The organism is Ciceribacter sp. L1K22 (assembly GCF_017599385.1).
In the GTDB taxonomy this organism is placed as follows: Bacteria; Pseudomonadota; Alphaproteobacteria; order Rhizobiales; family Rhizobiaceae; genus Allorhizobium.
In genome coordinates this window covers 215,897-236,264 of the sequence record NZ_JAGFPK010000001.1, presented here as the reverse complement: position 1 = coordinate 236,264, position 20,368 = coordinate 215,897, and the positions used below count along the sequence as shown (strand labels likewise).

At 56.7% G+C, this 20,368-nt stretch carries 20 protein-coding genes; 11 read left to right on the top strand and 9 right to left on the bottom strand.

What is annotated here, in order from left to right:
- Positions 1-40: 40 nt before the first annotated feature.
- The 6 genes from J5J09_RS01035 to hslV all read right to left on the bottom strand — a co-directional run bounded on the left by J5J09_RS01035 (position 41) and on the right by hslV (position 8,900).
- The gene (locus J5J09_RS01035; protein ID WP_208547869.1) at positions 41-2,212 is read right to left on the bottom strand and encodes a malate synthase G; all 2,172 of its coding nucleotides are present in this window, start codon (positions 2,210-2,212) and stop codon (positions 41-43) included.
- A 107-nt stretch (positions 2,213-2,319) separates the two neighbouring features.
- Entirely contained in the window at positions 2,320-4,320 is a 2,001-nt protein-coding gene (locus J5J09_RS01030) for a hydantoinase/oxoprolinase family protein (protein ID WP_208547868.1), read from the bottom strand.
- Between the two features lie 121 nt (positions 4,321-4,441).
- Positions 4,442-5,833, bottom strand: a complete 1,392-nt coding sequence (locus J5J09_RS01025) for a cytochrome P450 (protein WP_208547867.1) — start codon at positions 5,831-5,833, stop codon at positions 4,442-4,444.
- A 24-nt stretch (positions 5,834-5,857) separates the two neighbouring features.
- Positions 5,858-6,805 (bottom strand): DUF1402 family protein, encoded by a 948-nt coding sequence (locus J5J09_RS01020; RefSeq protein ID WP_348646402.1) that lies wholly within the window; start codon positions 6,803-6,805, stop codon positions 5,858-5,860.
- 182 nt (positions 6,806-6,987) lie between these two features.
- Positions 6,988-8,295, bottom strand: coding sequence for an ATP-dependent protease ATPase subunit HslU (gene hslU, locus J5J09_RS01015; protein ID WP_208547865.1), 1,308 nt, complete (start codon positions 8,293-8,295; stop codon positions 6,988-6,990).
- A 77-nt stretch (positions 8,296-8,372) separates the two neighbouring features.
- The gene (gene hslV / locus J5J09_RS01010) at positions 8,373-8,900 is read right to left on the bottom strand and encodes an ATP-dependent protease subunit HslV (RefSeq protein ID WP_208552948.1); all 528 of its coding nucleotides are present in this window, start codon (positions 8,898-8,900) and stop codon (positions 8,373-8,375) included.
- A 175-nt stretch (positions 8,901-9,075) separates the two neighbouring features.
- Here hslV and hisB point away from each other — a divergent pair, with 175 nt between their 5' ends.
- Genes hisB through coaA form a run of 6 tightly spaced genes read left to right on the top strand, consistent with a single transcriptional unit; the run spans position 9,076 to position 13,254 of the window.
- A complete protein-coding gene (gene hisB / locus J5J09_RS01005; protein ID WP_208552947.1) occupies positions 9,076-9,693 on the top strand; it encodes an imidazoleglycerol-phosphate dehydratase HisB in 618 nt (205 codons plus the stop codon).
- A gap of 18 nt (positions 9,694-9,711) precedes the next feature.
- Complete coding sequence (gene hisH / locus J5J09_RS01000; RefSeq protein WP_208547864.1) at positions 9,712-10,362, top strand: imidazole glycerol phosphate synthase subunit HisH; 651 nt, start codon at positions 9,712-9,714, stop codon at positions 10,360-10,362.
- Positions 10,363-10,396: 34 nt separating this feature from the next.
- Positions 10,397-11,149 carry a 1-(5-phosphoribosyl)-5-[(5-phosphoribosylamino)methylideneamino]imidazole-4-carboxamide isomerase gene (gene hisA / locus J5J09_RS00995; RefSeq protein WP_208547863.1) on the top strand — a complete coding sequence of 251 codons (753 nt, stop codon included), beginning with the start codon at positions 10,397-10,399 and terminating at the stop codon, positions 11,147-11,149.
- Complete coding sequence (gene hisF / locus J5J09_RS00990; RefSeq protein WP_208547862.1) at positions 11,146-11,922, top strand: imidazole glycerol phosphate synthase subunit HisF; 777 nt, start codon at positions 11,146-11,148, stop codon at positions 11,920-11,922. The genes hisA and hisF overlap by 4 nt, the downstream gene beginning before the upstream one ends.
- Positions 11,923-11,938: 16 nt before the next feature.
- Positions 11,939-12,262 carry a phosphoribosyl-ATP diphosphatase gene (locus J5J09_RS00985; protein ID WP_208547861.1) on the top strand — a complete coding sequence of 108 codons (324 nt, stop codon included), beginning with the start codon at positions 11,939-11,941 and terminating at the stop codon, positions 12,260-12,262.
- Positions 12,259-13,254, top strand: a complete 996-nt coding sequence (coaA, locus tag J5J09_RS00980; protein ID WP_208547860.1) for a type I pantothenate kinase — start codon at positions 12,259-12,261, stop codon at positions 13,252-13,254. The genes J5J09_RS00985 and coaA overlap by 4 nt, the downstream gene beginning before the upstream one ends.
- A 13-nt stretch (positions 13,255-13,267) precedes the next feature.
- On the opposite strand, the gene J5J09_RS00975 is transcribed toward coaA, so the two are convergent.
- From J5J09_RS00975 to J5J09_RS00965, 3 genes are all read right to left on the bottom strand, one after another.
- Positions 13,268-13,888 (bottom strand): alpha-ketoglutarate-dependent dioxygenase AlkB, encoded by a 621-nt coding sequence (locus tag J5J09_RS00975; protein ID WP_208547859.1) that lies wholly within the window; start codon positions 13,886-13,888, stop codon positions 13,268-13,270.
- A 23-nt stretch (positions 13,889-13,911) separates the two neighbouring features.
- Positions 13,912-14,346, bottom strand: coding sequence for an alternative ribosome rescue aminoacyl-tRNA hydrolase ArfB (gene arfB, locus J5J09_RS00970; RefSeq protein WP_208547858.1), 435 nt, complete (start codon positions 14,344-14,346; stop codon positions 13,912-13,914).
- A 99-nt stretch (positions 14,347-14,445) separates the two neighbouring features.
- Entirely contained in the window at positions 14,446-16,056 is a 1,611-nt protein-coding gene (locus J5J09_RS00965; RefSeq protein ID WP_208547857.1) for a phosphoenolpyruvate carboxykinase, read from the bottom strand.
- Positions 16,057-16,393: 337 nt separating this feature from the next.
- Here J5J09_RS00965 and J5J09_RS00960 point away from each other — a divergent pair, with 337 nt between their 5' ends.
- From J5J09_RS00960 to J5J09_RS00940, 5 genes are all read left to right on the top strand, one after another.
- Positions 16,394-17,116 carry a response regulator transcription factor gene (locus J5J09_RS00960; RefSeq protein ID WP_208552946.1) on the top strand — a complete coding sequence of 241 codons (723 nt, stop codon included), beginning with the start codon at positions 16,394-16,396 and terminating at the stop codon, positions 17,114-17,116.
- A gap of 120 nt (positions 17,117-17,236) precedes the next feature.
- Positions 17,237-18,952 carry a sensor histidine kinase gene (locus tag J5J09_RS00955; protein ID WP_246745763.1) on the top strand — a complete coding sequence of 572 codons (1,716 nt, stop codon included), beginning with the start codon at positions 17,237-17,239 and terminating at the stop codon, positions 18,950-18,952.
- Positions 18,949-19,407: a hypothetical protein gene (locus tag J5J09_RS00950; protein WP_208547855.1), complete on the top strand. Its 459-nt coding sequence runs from the start codon at positions 18,949-18,951 to the stop codon at positions 19,405-19,407. Before J5J09_RS00955 ends, J5J09_RS00950 begins: the two co-directional genes overlap by 4 nt.
- Before the next feature lie 117 nt (positions 19,408-19,524).
- Positions 19,525-19,926, top strand: coding sequence for a PTS sugar transporter subunit IIA (locus J5J09_RS00945; protein ID WP_208547854.1), 402 nt, complete (start codon positions 19,525-19,527; stop codon positions 19,924-19,926).
- Positions 19,927-19,940: 14 nt separating this feature from the next.
- Positions 19,941-20,216, top strand: coding sequence for an HPr family phosphocarrier protein (locus J5J09_RS00940; RefSeq protein ID WP_208552945.1), 276 nt, complete (start codon positions 19,941-19,943; stop codon positions 20,214-20,216).
- Positions 20,217-20,368: the final 152 nt, after the last annotated feature.

Here is a 20,368-nt window from a genome sequence, read left to right as displayed (position 1 = left end):
GCCGCCGATTTCCGGCGGCTTTTCTGTATGCAGTAAGTTTTTAGGCTGAGAGCTTCGCCTTCAACTCCTGTCGGCGCCGATGCAGAACCGGTTCCGTATATCCGTTAGGCTGCTCACGTCCTTTCAGCACAAGTTCCACAGCGGCTTGGAAAGCAACCGAGGAGTCGAAGTCAGGCGCCATAGGTCGGTAAGCTACATCGTCCTTGTTTTGAGCGTCGACCACAATTGCCATTCTCTTCATTGTCTCGACAATCTGCTGCTCCGAAACGACGCCGTGACGGAGCCAGTTCGCCATGTGTTGGGCTGAAATCCGAAGGGTGGCGCGGTCCTCCATCAAGCCAATGTTGTTAATATCCGGAACCTTGGAACAACCCACTCCTTGATCGATCCAGCGGACAACGTAACCCAAGATCCCCTGTGCGTTGTTATCGAGTTCCCGCTGTATTTCTTCCGCCGTCCAGTTTGGACGCACTGCAACAGGGACCGAGAGGATGTCGTGCAAGTTCGCACGCTTCCGATTCATGAGCGCCTGCTGGACGTCCTTCACCGAAATTCGATGATAGTGGGTTGCGTGCAGGGTGGCGGCGGTCGGTGACGGAACCCATGCTGTATTGGCTCCCGCCTTTGGGTGCGCGATCTTCTGTTCCAGCATCGCGCCCATCAGATCCGGCATCGCCCACATACCCTTGCCGATCTGGGCATGTCCCGACAGACCGCATTCAAGGCCGATATCGACATTCCAGTTCTCATAGGCGGCGATCCAGGCGGCCTGCTTCATATCACCCTTCCGTATCATCGGCCCTGCTTCCATCGACGTGTGGATTTCATCGCCGGTCCGGTCCAGAAAACCGGTGTTGATGAAGACCACGCGCTCGCGGGCGACACGTATGCACTCCTTGAGATTGACGGTGGTACGCCGCTCCTCGTCCATGATCCCCATCTTGATCGTGTTGGGCGCCATACCAAACGCTTGTTCCACCCGCGCGAATAGATCACAGGCAAATGCTACCTCGTCCGGGCCATGCATTTTCGGTTTGACCACGTACATGGAACCTGCCGGAGAATTTTTTCGGCGGCCATTCGGACCAATATCGTGAAGAGCGATCAAGGCGGTGATCACGGCGTCCATGATCCCTTCCGGCACTTCCTTTCCAGAGCGATCAAGAATCGCCGGATTGGTCATGAGGTGACCGACGTTTCGAACGAGCATCAACGAACGGCCGCGAAGCTGCAAAGATGATCCGTCGGGCGCTTTGCACGAGATATCGGGTGCCAGACGACGGGTGAAGACAGAGCCGCCCTTGGTAACGTCTTCCGTCAAATTTCCGCGCATGAGACCAAGCCAGTTGGCGTACACCGCTACCTTGTCCTGGGCATCGACCGCAGCGACTGAGTCCTCACAATCCATAATCGTCGTGATCGCTGATTCGAGGCGAATATCATCAATGTGAGCTCGGTCTGTGCGTCCGATGTTTCCTTCCGCGTCGAAGATGAGCTGAATATGAAGTCCGTTTCGCCGCAATACGACCGTGTTGGGGTGATCGACGGGTCCTGAATAAGCGACGAACTGACTTTGATCGGCCACAGATGTCTGTTGCCCATCAACGAGTGTGATATGAAGAGCCGCATTCAGGATCGAAAACGACGCGACATCCTTCCAACGGCCGAGGCCAAGCGGCACGGCATCGTCAAGGAACGTGCGTGCCCACGCGATGACTTTTTCGCCTCGAACCGGATTGTAAGCGGCTTGCCTCTCGGCCCCGTCCTCTTCGGGAATGGCATCCGTTCCATAAAGCGCATCGTAGAGCGAGCCCCAGCGTGCGTTCGCGGCGTTGAGAGCGTATCGGGCGTTCATCACGGGAACGACCAGCTGCGGCCCCGCGATCGACGATATTTCCGGGTCTACATTGCTCGTGGATACCGAGAAGGCTGCACCCTCCGGCAGAAGATACCGAATCCGTCGCAGAAATGCTTCATAGTCAGCAATATCCGACGGTGCACCGTTTTCGCGGTACCAGGTATCCAACTGGTGTTGCATCTCATCCCGCACAGCAAGAAGAGCCTCATTGCGGGGTGCAAGGTCATGTACGATATCGGAGAACGCGCGGAAAAACGTTTCCTGGTCTACGCCAGTTCCCGGCAGAGCATGGCTGCAAAGGAAATCGTAAAGTTGCCCATCGAAGGCAAGGCCGTGCGCATCCACGCGATTCATATCATTTCTCCGGAAACGTTCACATTCTTGATGCGCAGCAAACTCGCGATGCGAATTCAAGTCAATGCGGCATAAGTTCGAAGGATTCTTTCCAATACGGAAAGAGTTTAGCTTGCAAAGCGAGGTCGGCCGCTCGCTGTGGCGACAATACGCGCTTCGATCAGCTTTTTCCGCCCCTCAATCTCCGGCGCTTGGATGAAAACGTCACACAGAACGGCAGGATCGTTAGCGCCGTTGACAATCGCCTGCTCCAGCGCAACGGCACGCGCACGCTCCTCGGCTGCCGCGAGAGCCTGAGCCTCGTCAGCAAACAGTCGATTCTCGCCCGCGCCGGCAAGAACGAACCGCCCCTCCTCCGGCGAGGTGACAAAGACGGTAACAGCCGAGCGGACTTGGCCAACCACTGCCCCGACGGCGTTTGCCACATCCGCTTCGTCCGGAACAATCGATTCGGCCGACAGTTGCGCGGCAATGGCCGGATAGTATTCCCGGGCGGATGCACCCAAACCGATCAACGGACGATCAAGCGATATGGAAAGACGCACAATGCCGCCTGCACGGTTTAGCGCGCGATCCACCATAGGTGACCGGGCCGGATCGACATCGAAAACGCCGTCCTCGGAAAGCGCTGATGCGATCAGCAAGTCTGCGGATTGACGCGTCAACCGATCGACGATCCGGTTTGCCATCGTTACAGCGGAATCGGCGATTGGCCGACCTGCGCCATCCCGGGTGCGAGCAAGAAGTTCCAGGCCCAAGAGAGCGCTTTCGCGATCCCATTGATGCTGACGGTCGAGCACGTGAAGGGCGTCTGACGGCGTTACGCCGCAGACATGGACAAGACCACGGGAAACCAGCCGATCTAACGTCGCTTTCTGCGGTGTGACACTAATAAGCTGATCCAGCGGCACGGGCACCATGCCTATCCGGTCAAACAGCTCGATCTCTTTCTTCTCCAAGCCTGCGGCAAAACGCGCCGGAACACCGGTTCGGACCGCGAAGCGACCGTCGTAACGACCTATGTAACTCGCCTTTAGCTGACGTTCGAGAACAGCGCTTACTTCGTCACCATGGATCCAGGCGGCAAGGCTGAGCGGCATTAGCCGACGCGGCCCTAGCTCGATCGAGGCCGCAAGCCCCCGGTCGTTAACCCGCACTTCCGAGTCACCGCCGAGCCCATATGTCCGCATGGCCACGGCTTCCACCATGGTTCGATACCCGCCGACGACGGCGCCTTCGGCATCCAGGCGTGGTCGACCTTTGTCGAGAATGGCGACATCGGTGGTCGTACCGCCAATGTCTGAAACGACTGCATCGCTGCGGCCTGTCAGGAACTGGGCGCCGATCAGACTTGCGGCCGGACCCGACAATATGGTCTCAATGGGCCTGAGGCGCGCCTCCGCAGCGGAGATCAGAGCTCCATCACCTCTGACAACCATCGTCGGGGCTGTTATGCCCCGCGCGCGCATGAAATCTTCGCACGCACCGACAAGCCGGTCGATCATCGATACCAGGCGTGAGTTCAGCAGCGTCGTGAGGGCGCGTCGAGGACCTCCGAGTTTCGAAGAAAGTTGATGGCTGCAGGTAACAGGCAGCGGCGAATGGGACCGCAGGAAATCCCTTACTTTCAATTCGTGTGAAGGGTTTCTGACGGCAAAATATCCTGCTACCGCAAAGGATGTAACACTGTCTTTCAGATCGCTCATGGCGGATTCGAGCGGGCCAAGCTCAAGCGGCGTTTCTGTCCCGTGTACATCATGTCCGCCCTTCAGGAAGACCACGGGATCCTTCCCGAGAGCCTGATCAAGGCCGTCACGCCCGAGATCTTCCGGACCAAATCCAATCATCACCAGGCCAGCGCGGCCGCCATGTCCCTCGACCAGCGCGTTGGTCGCCAGGGTGGTGGAAAGCGAAACCAGCGAAACCTGTGTGCTAAGGACCCCGGAACTCGTCAGAACGGCTTCAACGGCACCGGAAATGCCAACTGATAGATCGTGTCGGGTGGTGAGTGATTTTGCTTTGGCGATGACGCCCCTAGTTTCGCTGAAGAGAACCGCATCGGTATAGGTTCCACCGGTATCGATTCCCAACAAAATGTCAGAGGCCACGTCTTGCTCCCGGCGGTGTCATTCTTCAGCCGGACCTTATCGCACCGATATCGTTGATGGAACCAGCTGACAAACGGCAAAACACGGTCTGATTTCGTCTTTCAGCAAACCTATATCGTCTTCACCGCCGACGGGATACGCGCATCGGCAATCCTGATTTGGGTTGCACCGTCAACCTTTGCACCGGCCACGGTCTGGTCGCTGCCGTCACGTCGAACCGGTAGCGCGACATCATGACTCCCAGTGCGATCACGGCCTCCTGCATCGCGAAGGATGCGCCGATGCAGACACGGGGTCCGGCTCCGAAAGGCAAATATTGAAAACGGTCTATCTTATCCCGATTTTGAGGCAGGAAACGTTCGGGTATGAAAGCCCGGGGCCGTTCCCATAAGAGTTCGTGACGGTGGAGGGTCCACGGCATGATCAGAACTGTCATGCCCTTGGTGATTTCGACGCGCTCTCCTGTGCCATCCGACCAACTGTCAGAGTCGATCGCTTCGCGGTTGATCGAAGGTGCGGGTGGATAGAGGCGCATTGCCTCCTCGAAGGCTGCCCGCACCTGGGGCATGCGTTCGATCCAAACGACCGGGTCATCCCCGTCTGCAATGACGCTATCGATTTCCGCTTCCATCCTATCCCGCACGACCGGCGACCGGGCAACGCAGTATAGCGTCCAAGCGAGGGCACGCGACGTCGTTTCGTGACCGGCGCCGATAAAGGTCAGGATGTTGTCCTGGAGCTCGTCTTCCGTCAGACCCCTCTCTCCGGTTTGCTCAAGCATCAGCGTGAGAAAGTCCTGCGGGGCTTTTTCCGGTTCTTTCTGCAAACGCCTCCGACGGAGATCGATGGTACGCTGGACTATGTCGCGAAATTTGTTCAGGACGGCTTCACCGCCGGTACGTGTCAGGCGTGGGATCCAGCCCGGAGCCTGCAGTAGATCCATTGGATCTATCCGCCCCATGACATGCAGCAGTCGTTCGGTGTCCTCCGAGAAGTTCTCCGTTGGGACCGCGAGTTCACCGGAGAAAAGCGTTTCGGAAAGAATCGCAAACGTCAGTTGGTTCATGTCTTCGGAGACGTCGACCACGAAGTCACCATCCGCGTATCTCAGCTCGACGTACTCAACAGACTTGGCATGCATCTGAGCGGCGAAACTTTTTGCGTGGCGTGGCGTAAAGACGGGCGCTATCGCTTTCCTCGTTCGCCGCCAGACAGAACCCTCGGCAGTCAGCAAGCCATCTCGCAAAATGGGGCGCAATACCAATTGGCGAATTGTCTGCATCCGGTAGTTCGCGGCATTTTCGACCAGTATATGCCTGATGAGACCAGGATGATTGGCGATGAGGCTTCGCTGGTTGAAGAAGCGGGCGACGATCCAGGGGCGATTGTAGGATGGCTCTCCCCAAAGCTCGAGGGGATTTTTCAAGACAGTGTTTATCACCGTCAGCCAGCCGGGCGGCATCGATCTGGGTACTGGTGCAGGGGGTTCGAAAACTTCTCTGTCGACGTACATTCCGTTCCCTTGCCGGACAAGTCGCTACAACAACGCTTCGAGCTCCGGCAGCTTGTCGTTTATCAACCAGCCATAGTAGTTTTCCTCCGGCCACACCCGTCCGCCGGAGGCATTTTTCCGAGCCAGAGCGCGTGCACGCCGCTGCGAGTCCCCGATGTTGAAGAGAGTTGCGGTGATGCCGGGATTTCCGGAGATGTCCATGTCCGCATACTCGCGATAATCATCGATTGCCTTGCGGATGATTGCCGCCATGAAAGCCAGAGACACGTCTGGCTGCATGATCGCACGGTAGACGTCGGCAGCATCATTTTCATCAAGCTCGGGGTAACCCGATTTCTCGTGCACCGTATCGCTCATCATCAGCGCGGTCAGCGGGTTGATTTGGCCAAGGCCGAACGTCTGCCCGGCATAGAAAGGCTGGAAGAAAACAGCACTGAATCGGTTGTCGGGATAAGTTCGCCCGTCAACCGACTCTCCTTGGAAAACCTTCTGCCAGACCTCATCTCGGCAGGTCCAGAGAGCATACGAATCCGTCTTAGAGGAGCAAACCGAGAACTCGGGTCGATTGACGAAGTCGGATATCTTTTCTCCCTTGTAGGAGAAATCGAAGACGTTTCCGGCATAGGAAGCGGCCTTCACATAATAGCTCTGCAAGCGATCATAGGCATCCACGTTGTAGGTATGTTCGCCAACGATCGCGCCGATCATATGAATCGGATCTATGTTGTAGCGGGAGGCAGTTTCCTTGATCTTCGAGACGAGCTTTTTGTCGGTCGCAAGAAGGTCTCGAACCTTCTCGTACTTGAGATCGAAAGATGTCTTCCCGGCCTTGGTACGTCGTACCGAAGCGCCCGGTATCGCCGGTTGCTCCGCATTCCGGTTGCCGGCCGGCACTTTCGTGACGGCCATGGCATTGCCTGCGGCGAAAACCAGTCCAAGGGTCGTGACCAATGCCAGAAGAAAACGTTGCACGATGCCTGCGCCTCTATCTTGAAGCCTGCGCTCCGGAAGTCGGAAGGTTCGCATCCTGACCGACGGTACGGCCGGTGCAAAGAATGCGGCCATACTTATAAAGACAAAATGGAACTGTCGAGGCTGCAGAAAAAACTATTTGTGAGGACCGTCCTTCCGTCATTCACAGCCTCGAATGAGGATCACAATATGTAACGAGACAGATCCGCGTCAGCTGCGATCTCACCAACGTGCTCCCGGACGTATTCAGAATCGATCATCACGGCGGAACCGGAGCGATCAGGAGCATTGAACGAAATGTCGTCCAGGACGCGCTCCATGACTGTCTGCAGCCGGCGTGCGCCAATGTTCTCAACTGATGCATTGAGCTTCACGGCAATATCAGCCAGAGCGTCGATGGCGTCCTCGGTAAAGTCGAGCTGCAATTCCTCGGTTTCCATCAAGGCGCGGTATTGCCGGATCAGACTTGCTTCCGTTTCCGTAAGAATCCTGCGGAAATCCTCCTTGCTGAGGGGTTTGAGCTCAACACGGATCGGCAAGCGTCCCTGCAATTCGGGCAGCAGGTCGGATGGCTTGGAAACATGAAAGGCGCCAGACGCGATAAACAGGATATGGTCGGTTTTTACCGGTCCGTATTTCGTCGAGACGGTTGTTCCCTCGACAAGCGGTAGAAGATCACGCTGCACACCCTCACGGGAAACGCCGGCGCCAATGCCTCCATCGCGCGCCGCAATCTTGTCGATCTCGTCAAGAAACACGATTCCGTCATTTTCAACCGAGCGAACAGCGTCGCGCTGGATGACTTCGTTGTCGATCAGCTTGTCAGACTCGTCTCGGATGAGATCAGCGTAGGAAGCCTTGACGGTCGTGCGGACCTTCTTGGTTCGGCCACCCATGGCCTTGCCGAACAGATCGGACAGGTTGAGAATGCCGACGTTGCCGCCCTGCATGCCCGGGATGTCCAGGCTCGGCATTCCGCCGGCAGTGTCCGCAATTTCGATATCGATTTCCTTGTCGTCCAGCTCACCAGCGCGGAGCTTTCGACGAAAACTGTCGCGAGTTGCCGGCGAGGCTGTCGCACCGACAAGCGCATCAAGGACACGTTCCTCGGCACCGGCATGGGCCTTTGCCTGCACCTCGGCCCGCTTCTTCTCGCGCTGAAGGCCGATTCCTATCTCAACCAAGTCACGGATAATCTGCTCAACGTCACGGCCGACATATCCGACTTCCGTGAATTTGGTTGCCTCCACCTTGATAAAGGGGGCGCCGGCCAACTTCGCAAGACGACGCGATATCTCGGTCTTCCCGACCCCGGTCGGGCCGATCATTAGGATATTCTTCGGCATCACTTCGTCACGCAAACTCTCGTCGAGTTGCTGGCGTCGCCAGCGATTGCGAAGGGCGATCGCGACGGCCCGTTTGGCCTCGTGCTGACCGATGATGAACCTATCGAGTTCGGAAACGATTTCACGGGGCGAAAAATTGGTCATGGTTTGTCACTCGTGCTCAGAATTTCGTGTGTCATGATGACGGTATCGGGACGTTTTCTAACCAGTTCAGGAAGCCGTCATTCACCATCAAGACTTTCCAGAACAATCGCATCATTGGTGTAGACACAGATGTCGCTGGCTATCTGCATAGCCCGACGCGCAATTTCCTCAGCGGATTTGTCGGTATCCATAAGCGCCCGAGCCGCGGCAAAGGCGTAGTTCCCACCGGATCCGATCGCGATCGTTCCGTGTTCGGGCTCAAGGACGTCGCCATTTCCCGTGATTGCCAAGGTAATACTCTTGTCGGCGACGAGCATCATGGCCTCGAGATTGCGCAGATATTTGTCCGTGCGCCAGTCCTTCGCCAATTCGACAGCCGCGCGCATCAGCTGGCCGGGATATTGCTCCAGCTTCTTTTCCAGCCGGTCAAGCAGTGTGAAGGCATCTGCCGTCGCTCCGGCAAAGCCAGCTATCACCTCGCCGCCCTTCCCGATCCTTCGGACCTTGCGCGCATTGCCTTTCATTACGGTCTGCCCGAGGCTGACTTGACCATCACCCGCCATGACGACCGAACCGTTCTTTCTAACTGTGATAATCGTGGTCATGAGCACTCTCCGTCCCGACAGGACATTCGTTTGTAGCGGCATACACTGCCAATCGGCGCTTATGTAAGCGCGCATCCGGCAAATACAACGCGATCGCTTGAACAGCGACATCCGGGTAGGCGCAGCGCAATGTAATTTCTGGATATTCAGTGTTCCTCCTGATATGGAACGGCCAATTTCCGAGGGAGCAGCTTCGATGGCAGGTCGCAAAGCCGAGGTTTCGCGCAAAACCAATGAAACCGACATCACCGTCTCAGTGAATATCGACGGCGCCGGTCTGTCTCGTATCGCCACGGGCATCGGCTTCTTCGATCACATGCTGGATCAACTCAGCCGGCATTCGCTGATCGACATGGCGATTGACGCAAAGGGCGACTTGCATATCGATGACCACCACACCGTGGAGGACACGGGAATAGCCGTTGGTCAGGCAGTCGCCAAGGCCCTCGGAGATCGCCGTGGAATAACGCGTTACGCGTCTCTCGATCTCGCCATGGACGAGACAATGACAAAGGCTGCAGTGGATCTGTCCGGACGGCCGTTTCTGGTTTGGAAGGTCGATTTCAGTTCGTCGAAGGTCGGTACCTTCGACACGGAACTCGTGCGGGAGTTCTTTCAAGCCTTCTCGCAACATGCCGGCATCACGCTTCACGTAGTCAATCACTACGGGGCCAACAATCACCATATCGCGGAGACCTGTTTCAAGGCGGTCGCGCGCGCTCTTCGCGTCGCTACCGAAATCGATCCGCGTCAGGCCGATCGCGTTCCCTCGACGAAGGGGACGCTGGTCTAGCCAGAGGAGTTAGTGTCGATGCGTGTCGCGATCATAGACTACGGATCAGGAAATCTGCGGTCGGCCACCAAAGCCTTCGAGCGCGCCGCGTCCGAAGCCGGGGTCAACGCAGCGGTAGATCTAACGGACAAGGCAGAAGTCGTGGCGGCTGCCGACCGGGTCGTTCTTCCAGGCGTTGGCGCTTATGCGGACTGCCGCAAGGGCCTGGATTCGGTGGACGGCATGCATGACGCGCTGCTTGAGGTCGTAGAACGGAAAGCCCGCCCCTTCCTGGGCATTTGCGTTGGAATGCAGCTTATGTCTTCCCGTGGACTAGAAAAGACGGTGACGCCGGGTTTTGACTGGATTTCTGGCGACGTGATTGAGATGTCGCCCGCAGATCCGAACCTCAAAATTCCGCAAATCGGCTGGAATACCGTCGATCTCAATCGTCAGCATCCTCTCTTTGAGGGCATCCCAACAGGTGAGAGCGGACTTCATGCCTATTTCGTACACTCCTACCATCTTGCGGCGACGGATCAGGCAGACGTCATCGCAACGACCAACTACGGCGGTCCGATGACAGCGGTCGTGGGCCGGGAAAACATGGTGGGAACCCAGTTCCATCCTGAAAAGAGCCAAAGGTTGGGCCTGAAATTGATCGCAAATTTTCTGAGATGGGACCCGTGAGTCCTGGAAGCACACTGAAGGCTAGCCGGCTAACATGATTCTATTCCCCGCCATTGATCTCAAGGATGGTAGTTGCGTCAGGCTCAAGCTGGGCGACATGACGCAAGCCACGATCTATAATGTGGATCCGGCCGCCCAAGCCCGAGCCTTCGAGGAACAAGGCTTCGAATGGTTGCACGTGGTCGACCTCAACGGCGCATTCGCTGGTGAAAGCGTCAACGGTGCAGCCGTCGACGCGATCGTGAGGGCGACCAGAAATCCAGTGCAGCTTGGCGGCGGGATTCGCACTCTTGCCCACATCGAGAACTGGCTTTCCCGAGGCCTGGCACGAGTCATACTGGGCACAATTGCCGTCCGAGATCCGGCTCTTGTCGTTGAGGCGTGCCGCCGCTTTCCGGGCCGAATCGCGGTAGGAATCGATGCGAAGGGTGGCAAGGTCGCTGTCGAAGGCTGGGCAGAGGCGTCCGAGCTGGGCGTGATAGAACTCGCACGCAAATTCGAAGGAGCCGGGGTTTCAGCCATCATTTATACCGACATAGATCGGGATGGCGTTCTCGCCGGCATCAATTGGCCCTCCACATTGCAGCTCGCCGATGCGGTATCAATTCCGGTCATTGCCTCCGGCGGTCTTGCTTCCCTTGACGATATCCGCCGCATGTTGGAGCCGGATGCCAGTAAGCTTGAGGGGGCGATTTCAGGACGCGCGCTCTACGATGGTCGAATCGACCCCGCAGCAGCCCTCTCGATGATAAAGGCTGCCAGAGCGCCCAAGGGGGAAGGCATATGACACTCAAGGCCCGCGTGATCCCATGTCTGGACGTCAAGGACGGTCGCGTCGTCAAGGGCGTCAATTTCGTTGACCTGATTGATGCCGGAGATCCAGTGGAAGCGGCAAAGGCCTACGATGCCGCTGGCGCGGACGAACTCTGCTTTCTCGATATAACGGCGTCGTCCGACGAACGTGACACGATCTTCGACGTGGTGGCACAGACCGCCGAGCACTGTTTCATGCCGCTGACTGTCGGCGGCGGTGTGCGCACCGTTGCCGATATTCGCAAGCTGCTTCTCTGTGGGGCCGACAAGGTCTCCATCAACTCCGCAGCGGTCAAAAATCCGGATTTCGTGGCGGAGGCGGCGGACAAATTCGGGGACCAATGCATCGTGGTTTCGATTGACGCCAAACGGGTATCGGCGGATGGCGAAACCGAACGCTGGGAGATATTCACCCATGGCGGCCGCAATCCCACCGGTATCGACGCAATCGATTTCGCAGAGAAGGTAGTGGCAAGGGGGGCGGGCGAACTGCTCGTCACGTCCATGGACAGGGACGGAACCAAGAGCGGTTACGACATCGCCTTAACCCGGCGCATCGCCGATTCCGTTCGCGTTCCAGTTATCGCCTCCGGCGGTGTCGGAACACTGGATGACCTTGTGGCGGGCATCAATGACGGCCACGCAACGGCGGTTCTTGCGGCTTCAATCTTCCACTTCGGGACATTTTCCATCCTCGACGCTAAGAAGCACATGGCCAACAACGGCATCGCCGTCCGCCTTGACTGATGAATGGAGAACTGGAATGTCCAAGTTCACGCTACAGGACCTTGAGGCCATTGTTGACGAGAGATCGTCAGCGCCAGCAGATGAGTCCTGGACGGCGCGACTGATCGCAAGTGGGCAGGCGAAAGCGGCGAAGAAACTGGGCGAAGAGGCTATCGAAGCCGTCATCGCTGCAACAATTGGCGACCGAGACAACCTCGTCTACGAAGCCGCAGATATTCTCTATCATCTGATGGTCGTATTGAAAATCGCGGATATCCCGCTACAAGCGGTGATGAGCGAGCTTGAGCGGCGAACCGGTCAAAGCGGCCTCAGCGAGAAGGCCAGTCGAAAAGACCCATGACTACTGCAAGCAGGGAAGCCGAAACGTCCGAGGCGCTAGATCATTTTCAGCCGAACGACTATTCGCCATATCATTTCTTCTCTTCGAATGAATGGGCCAGGTTCCGTGCCGATACACCTCTCACGCTGACGGAGGACGAAGTCCGGCGACTTCGGTCCATCGATGATCCGATTGATCTGGAAGAGGTCAGACGAATCTACCTCTCTCTGTCTCGCCTGCTATCGGCACACGTCGAGTCGTCGCAACTGTTGTTCGAGCAGCGAAACAGGTTTCTCAGCCTCTCGGACGTAACAAAAACGCCGTTTGTCATCGGGATCGCCGGATCGGTCGCCGTTGGCAAGTCCACGACCGCTCGCGTCCTGAAAGAACTTCTGGCCCGCTGGCCGTCAAGCCCCAAAGTGGATCTCGTTACCACCGACGGCTTTCTCTATCCCAATGAGACGCTCGTTCGTCAGAACATCCTGAACCGCAAGGGATTCCCAGAGAGCTACGACACCGCGGCCATCCTCCGGTTTCTTTCCGCCATAAAGGCCGGTCGTCCGAACGTGAACGCGCCGACCTACTCGCATCTTACCTACGACATCCTTCAGAACGAGTCCCGCGTGGTGGACCGTCCGGATATCCTGATCTTCGAGGGTATCAACGTCTTGCAGTCCCGGGACTTGCCGGCCGATGGAAAGATCGTGCCCATGGTATCCGATTTCTTCGACTTCTCGATCTACATCGACGCCGACGAAAAACACATTCATCGCTGGTATGTCGATCGGTTCATGAAGTTACGCCAGACAGCATTCAAGGATCCCAATTCCTATTTCCATCGTTACGCCACAATAACCGAAGGAGAAGCGCTGGCCCGCGCTGAGGATCTCTGGAGCAGCATCAACCTGAAAAACCTGCGGGAAAACATTCTGCCAACGCGACCGCGTGCCGATCTCATACTGAGAAAAGGCAAAGACCACCTTATCGAGAAAGTCGCACTGAGAAAGTTGTGATTTATTCGACGTATCAGTCCGTGACTCGGCGCATCGTCAGGTTTACGCGCCCGGAGTGCCGAAGCAACGTCGACGTGCCGGGATAAATCCTGTCGACGCCGTGATATCTTAACCTGCTTTTTCCGCCGAGGACGAGAACGTCCCCGCTTTCCAGCTTAAACGAACGGGTAGAATCGCGTCGGTCGAGACCACCAACCCGAAAGAGGCATGCGTCTCCAAGAGAAACGGAAACGACGGGAGCCTTGAAGTTCTTCTCGTCGCGATCCTGATGGAGACCCATCTTGGCCCCGGGTTCATAAAAATTGACTAGGCACGCCTGCGGCGGGGCGTCGTATTCGGAAACGTCACGCCATAACTCCAGAAGACGCTGCGGGATCTTTGGCCATGGTTCTCCGGTAACCGGATGAAAATCCTGATATCGGTATCCGCCCTCACGATCTGTAACCCAGCCAAGATCACCGCAGTTGGTCATACGCACCGACAGTGACTTGCCCGTTTTGGGCATGACCGGAACAAAGAGCGGCGCGATACCAACAACAGACCGCACATCCTCTAGCAACAGTTCCTGCTGCTCTCGAGAGAAATAACCGGGGCGGAGCAGCAATCCCTCTTCCAGAATTATGGGTGTCGACATTGAATGCCGTCTCCAGGCGTTATTCATTCGTTGTCCGGCCGGCCGCGCATCCGCTTGACTTCGGACCGACCGCTCTTTTCCTTCAGGCGCCGTTCAATTGCACCCTTGGACGGTTTGGTCTTTCGCCTCGGCGGTGCAGGTGGTTCCGCTGCCTTGAGGATAAGCTCGCGCAGCCGTTCGCGAGCGTCGTCTCGATTCCGTTCCTGACTCCTGAATCGGGCCGCCTCAATTAGAATGACACCATCCTTGGATGCCCGCCTCCCCGCCAGTTTCAACGCGTTTGTCTTAATGCGCTCACTTAGAGCCGGAGACCCGGCAGCGTTGAAAAACAACTGAACAGCAGTCGCAACCTTGTTGACGTTCTGCCCGCCGGGACCGCCGGCCAGCACAAACTGCTCGGTCAACTCCCATCCCGCGATGACTATTCTTTCATTGATGACAAGGGGTTCGCTGGCCATAGTCCTGTTCCGTTTCTGCGGCGCGCCATTATAGGCACCATCCGGGAAACAAAAAACCCGGCGGAAGCCGCCGGGTTTATACAGTCCGAAAACGCACTATTACTCAGCAGCGATTCTCACGGTGGGTGCCGCATCCCGCACCTTGTGGTCCACATGTTCTTCGAATTTGGCAAAATTCGTGATGAACATAGCGACCAGTTTCTGGGCCTGCGCATCGTATCGCTCCGGATCAGCCCAGGTGGAGCGGGGATTCAGTATGGCTCGGTCTACCCCGGGGACATCAACAGGCACAGCAAAACCGAAATTCGGATCGGTTCTGAATTCGGCGCTCAGCAGATCCCCCTTGAGCGCAGCGGTGAGCAGGGCCCGCGTTGCCTTGATCGGCATGCGATGACCAACGCCATAGGCACCACCGGTCCAGCCGGTGTTGACCAGCCAGCATTTCACGTCGTGCTCGGCAATAAGATCGCGCAGCAAACGTCCGTATTCCGCCGGATGACGCGGCATGAACGGCGCACCAAAGCAGGTGGAGAACGTGGCTTCGGGTTCTGTGACACCTTTCTCCGTCCCGGCAACCTTGGCCGTGTATCCAGACAGGAAGTGGTACATCGCCTGCTCGGGGGTCAACCGCGCGATCGGCGGCATGACTCCGAATGCGTCAGCCGTCAGCATGATGATGGTCCGAGGGTGTCCTGTCGTTCCCGTCGCCGATGCATTCGGAATGAAGTGCAGCGGATAGGCGCACCGGGTGTTCTCGGTCTTGGATCCGTCGTTGAAATCTGGAACGCGGTTTTGATCGAGAACCACATTTTCCAAAACGGTTCCGAATCTCTTCGTGGTTGCAAAAATTTCCGGCTCGGCTTCGGCCGACAGACGTATTGTCTTTGCGTAGCATCCACCTTCGAAATTGAAGATACCATGCTCGCCCCAACCGTGCTCGTCGTCCCCGATCAAAGTGCGCGAGGGATCCGCGGAGAGCGTCGTTTTTCCGGTACCGGACAATCCGAAGAAAACAGCGGCATCTCCATCTGCCCCAACGTTAGCGGAGCAATGCATCGGCATCACACCCTTGGCGGGCAACAAATAATTCAGGACGGTGAAGACTGACTTTTTCATCTCCCCAGCATAGGAGGTGCCTGCAATCAGGACGATACCGTTGGTGAGATCGCAGGCAATCACGGTCTCGGTACGGCAACCATGACGGGCCGGATCGGCCCTGAAGCTTGGCAGATCAATAATCGTCAGCTTCGGATGGAAAGTTTTCAAAGTCGATCGGTCCGGCCGAATCAAAAGATTCCGGATGAATAGCGAGTGCCACGCATATTCAGTAACGACGCGGGTCGGAAGCGCGTTGTCGACATCCGCGCCGCCGATGAGATCCTGAACAAACAGATCCCGGCCAGCCGCATGCGCCAGCATATCCTTATGCAGAAGACCGAAGTTTTCGGGTGACATGGGCTTGTTGTTTTCCCACCAGATCTGCCCGTCGGTCGTATCATCCCTCACGACAAACTTGTCCTTGGGCGAACGCCCCGTGTGTTGTCCGGTCTCGGCGCAAACTGCGCCGTCGGCCGTCAAAACAGCCTCACGGCGCAGGATGATCTCCTCGTAAAGTTCGCTCGGCGTCAGGTTATAGAAGACACGCGCAGCGTCGCCCAAACCAATTGCAGCGACCCCCATCAAGGGATTGTTCACTCCAAGCTCCTCCATGGACAGCTTCCTTTGCTCTGGGCGACAGCCGTTGAATTCAAGGCACAACTAGATGCAGTTGTGTCTTTGCGCAAGAGCATATTTCCAAAAATGTCAATAATATCAGATATTTAATCGATTTAAATCTCATTCATCCTTTTTAAATCGGTTTGAATATAGCGGGTCCGCGGTCTACGCTCGGCTTCAATCTGCAAGAACGAGAGATTGTCCCGAGCACTACCCTTTATCTCTGCCACAATTTGTTCCACCTTTACCCCCAGAACGCGGTTCCCTGATTGCCTCCGGGCTGGTGGGCAGAGACAGGAGCCGAAGAGCAATGATCATGGAGAGTACTCTCATGCAGACAATCGCCCTCGTGGATGACGACCGCAACATTCTGACGTCGGTGTCGATCGCGTTGGAGGCCGAGGGCTACAAGGTCGAGACCTATACCGATGGCGCATCCGCGCTCGACGGTCTGCTGGCTCGCCCACCGCACCTTGCGATCTTCGACATCAAGATGCCGAGAATGGATGGCATGGAACTGCTGAGGCGGCTCCGTCAGAAGTCGGATCTTCCGGTGATCTTCCTGACATCCAAGGACGAAGAGATCGATGAACTGTTTGGCCTCAAGATGGGTGCCGACGATTTCATCACCAAACCATTCTCCCAACGGCTATTGGTGGAACGCGTCAAGGCGATCCTTCGGCGTGCCGCAAATCGTGAAGGAAACCCGGTAGCAAGCACCGGCAAGACGACAGGCGAGCCGCAGGCGCGTACTCTTGAACGCGGGCAACTTGTTATGGACCAAGAACGGCACACGTGTACCTGGAAGGGCGACCCAGTCACTTTGACGGTCACGGAATTTCTGATTCTTCAGTCCCTGGCGCAAAGGCCCGGTGTCGTGAAAAGCCGGGACGCTCTTATGGACGCCGCGTATGATGAGCAGGTATATGTCGACGACCGTACGATCGACAGTCACATCAAGCGTCTGCGGAAAAAATTCAAAATGGTAGACGGCGACTTCGACATGATCGAAACACTCTATGGCGTCGGCTACCGGTTCCGGGAAGCGGCCTGACTGGAAGCGCGTTGGCACTGTGCGGGGCACCGTTCCACGCAAGAGGTTTAGGGATTGGAACGACCGTTTTCGAATGATGACCTGGATGAGACCGATGTAGCCGTTGCGCGGCGTCGTTTCATGGTTCACCCGTTTACTCTCATTCGCCGCGTCTTCGGCAATGCACTTTTTTCCAGCCTCACGCGCCGCATCGTCTTCTTCAATCTTGCCGCCCTCGTCGTTCTGGTGGGCGGGATTATGTATCTCAATCAGTTCCGCGAGGGACTGATCGACGCCCGCGTTGAGAGCCTTCTTACCCAAGGCGAAATCATTGCAGGTGCCATCTCCGCGTCGGCGTCCGTGGATACGAATTCGATAACAATCGACCCGCAGAAGCTGCTGGAACTGCAAGCCGGACAAAGCATAACGCCAGTTCCCAACGATGAAGACCTGGAGTTCCCAATCAATCCCGAGAGGGTGGCGCCTGTCCTGCGACGGCTGATCTCCCCTACCCGAACCCGTGCCCGGCTCTTTGACGCGGATGCCAACATGCTTCTGGACTCGCGACATCTTTACTCGCGGGGACAGATTCTCCGGTTCGATCTCCCACCTGTGGAGACCGACAGTGAGGGCTGGGCCGACGCGGCAGCGCGTCTGTTCAACAAGCTGCTGCAACCGAGCAACCTCCCTTTGTACAAGGAAACGCCTGGCGGCGACGGGTCTATCTATCCCGAAGTGATGAATGCGTTGACGGGCGTACGGGGTGCGGTGGTGCGGGTCACCGACAACGGCGAATTGATCGTATCTGTTGCCGTCCCGGTGCAGCGGTTCCGAGCCGTGCTCGGAGTGTTGCTCTTATCGACGCAAGCCGGAGACATCGACAAGATTGTTCATGCTGAAAGACTTGCGATCATGCGCGTTTTCGGCGTGGCAACGCTGGTTAACATCGTTGTGTCCCTTCTGCTCTCATCGACGATTGCCAATCCCCTGCGCCGCCTTGCTGCGGCAGCGGTTCGGGTCCGACGCGGAGCAAAGGAACGGCAAGAAATTCCCGACTTCTCTGCACGCCAAGACGAAATCGGCAACCTCTCCCTGGCGCTACGCGAGATGACGAATGCGCTCTACGATCGTATCGACGCGATCGAAAGCTTTGCTGCCGATGTCAGCCACGAGTTGAAGAACCCGCTGACTTCGCTGCGCAGTGCCGTGGAAACGCTGCCGCTCGCCCGGACGGAGGAATCCAAAAACAAGCTTCTGGACATTATTCAACATGACGTGCGACGGCTTGACAGGCTGATCAGCGACATTTCCGATGCCTCGCGGCTGGACGCCGAGCTTGCGCGAAGCGACGCCAAGCCCGTCGATATGGAAGTCCTTCTCAGCAATCTTGTGGACGCGTCGCGGCAGATCAGCACGCGCAAGAAGCCCGTCGAGATCGACTATATCGTGGATCGGAAACAAGGAATGAAAACTGGCTTCATGGTCAATGGTCATGACCTGCGGCTTGGCCAGATCATCTCAAACCTGATCGAGAACGCACGCTCTTTCGCGCCCGCTCATGGCGGACGTATCGTTGTACGTCTGTCACGAACCAAGGGACGTTGCGTCATCCAGATCGAGGACAACGGACCGGGGATTCAGGCTGAAAACATTGACCGTATTTTCGAACGCTTCTACACGGACCGTCCCGAAGGCGAGGGTTTCGGGCAGAACTCTGGTCTTGGCTTGTCGATCAGCCGGCAGATTGCCGAGGCACATGGCGGCACCTTGAGAGCAGAAAACCTGCTCCAACAGGAAGATTCAAAGCCAAGAGGAGCCAAATTCACTCTCACTTTGCCGATTGACGTGGCGGCATGACCGGTAGCGGAATCAATGCCCACACGACGGTTATTGCCGTCGGCTTAACTGGACTGGCCTTTGTAGGTCCGTCGGGTTCGGGCAAGTCAAGTTTGGCATTCTCATGTATCGCCGAGGCGCGCCGCAACGGGCGATACGGAGCCCTCGTCGCTGATGATCAGGCTTGGCTGCAGATATTAAACGGGTCCGTAATCGCGTCCCGTCCGGTGGCGACCGCCGGGCTTCTTGAGCTGAGGCACAGCGGTATTGTTGAGATGGGCGGACAGAGATCGACTGTGATCCATTATTGTGTCCTTCCGGTTGGAAACGAAGCAGAACGTCTTCCCCTGGATGACGAATGCTACGAATTCGCAGCAAATATCAGCGTTCCCCTGCTGCGGATCGTCATAGGTTGCAGTTCTCCGCTGGCTTGGATCGAGAGCCTTATAGGGACGCGGCATCGCAGTGATGATTGAGTCTCGTTTTTGCTTGCGCTCGGCGGATACATCGCCAAGATTGTCGGCCACCGGTGGACGAAAAGGCCGCAGTGCGATAACTGGGCCAGGTTTTGCGGCAGCAAAGAGGCGGCTATAATGATCGGACTTGTGCTTGTCACCCATGGCAAGCTTGCGGAAGAGTTTCACCATGCGGTGGAGCACGTCGTTGGCCCTCAAAAACTCGTTGAAACGGTATCCATTGGGCCGGAAGACGATATGGACCAGAGGCGTCAAGATATCCTCGACGCCGTCCTAAGAGCCGACGATGGGCATGGTGTCATCATTTTGACCGACATGTTCGGGGGTACACCCTCAAACCTTGCAATTTCCGTCATGAACAGCGGCCGTATCGAGGTGATAGCAGGTGTGAACCTTCCAATGCTGATAAAACTTGCAGGGGTGCGTTCCGATAATGACATGGAGAAGGCACTCGCTGAGGCGTCGGAAGCTGGACGAAAATACATCAATGTCGCGAGCCGAGTTTTGAGCGGTAAATAGGGTATCAGGCGTCCATAATGACATTGTCACGTGAGTTGCTCATCTCCAACAAACGCGGTCTTCACGCCAGGGCTTCCGCCAAATTTGTCCAAACCGTAGGAAGTTACGACGCTCTCGTATCGGTCTCGAAGGATGGAACCGAAGTAGGTGGCATGTCGATCATGGGACTGATGATGCTTGCAGCCAGCCCCGGCTGCAGCATTCGCGTATCGGCGACCGGGGCTCAGGCGACCGAAGTGCTGGATGCCCTTGAACAGTTGATCCTTAACAAATTTGGCGAGGAAGCGTAAATCGAAAGGATATAAAGACATAAAGAGGTCTTTATATCCGTATTGTCACATCGAACAAAGCCTGCTATTCCAGCTATCAACCCTCTTCCTAAAGAGGAAACACATACGCATGGGTGATCGAGGACCGTCCCCCAGCGTACAGGCTGGAGAAA

Bases quoted from the DNA above. Each gene is read 5' to 3' on its own strand.
- J5J09_RS01035 (WP_208547869.1), bottom strand. From the start codon at position 2,212: ATGAATCGCGTGGATGCGCACGGCCTTGCCTTCGATGGGCAACTTTAC.
- J5J09_RS01025 (WP_208547867.1), bottom strand. From the start codon at position 5,833: ATGTACGTCGACAGAGAAGTTTTCGAACCCCCTGCACCAGTACCCAGA.
- hslU (WP_208547865.1), bottom strand. From the start codon at position 8,295: ATGACCAATTTTTCGCCCCGTGAAATCGTTTCCGAACTCGATAGGTTC.
- hslV (WP_208552948.1), bottom strand. From the start codon at position 8,900: ATGACCACGATTATCACAGTTAGAAAGAACGGTTCGGTCGTCATGGCG.
- hisH (WP_208547864.1), top strand. From the start codon at position 9,712: ATGCGTGTCGCGATCATAGACTACGGATCAGGAAATCTGCGGTCGGCC.
- hisA (WP_208547863.1), top strand. From the start codon at position 10,397: ATGATTCTATTCCCCGCCATTGATCTCAAGGATGGTAGTTGCGTCAGG.
- hisF (WP_208547862.1), top strand. From the start codon at position 11,146: ATGACACTCAAGGCCCGCGTGATCCCATGTCTGGACGTCAAGGACGGT.
- J5J09_RS00985 (WP_208547861.1), top strand. From the start codon at position 11,939: ATGTCCAAGTTCACGCTACAGGACCTTGAGGCCATTGTTGACGAGAGA.
- coaA (WP_208547860.1), top strand. From the start codon at position 12,259: ATGACTACTGCAAGCAGGGAAGCCGAAACGTCCGAGGCGCTAGATCAT.
- J5J09_RS00975 (WP_208547859.1), bottom strand. From the start codon at position 13,888: ATGTCGACACCCATAATTCTGGAAGAGGGATTGCTGCTCCGCCCCGGT.
- arfB (WP_208547858.1), bottom strand. From the start codon at position 14,346: ATGGCCAGCGAACCCCTTGTCATCAATGAAAGAATAGTCATCGCGGGA.
- J5J09_RS00965 (WP_208547857.1), bottom strand. From the start codon at position 16,056: ATGGAGGAGCTTGGAGTGAACAATCCCTTGATGGGGGTCGCTGCAATT.
- J5J09_RS00960 (WP_208552946.1), top strand. From the start codon at position 16,394: ATGCAGACAATCGCCCTCGTGGATGACGACCGCAACATTCTGACGTCG.
- J5J09_RS00955 (WP_246745763.1), top strand. From the start codon at position 17,237: ATGGTTCACCCGTTTACTCTCATTCGCCGCGTCTTCGGCAATGCACTT.
- J5J09_RS00950 (WP_208547855.1), top strand. From the start codon at position 18,949: ATGACCGGTAGCGGAATCAATGCCCACACGACGGTTATTGCCGTCGGC.
- J5J09_RS00945 (WP_208547854.1), top strand. From the start codon at position 19,525: ATGATCGGACTTGTGCTTGTCACCCATGGCAAGCTTGCGGAAGAGTTT.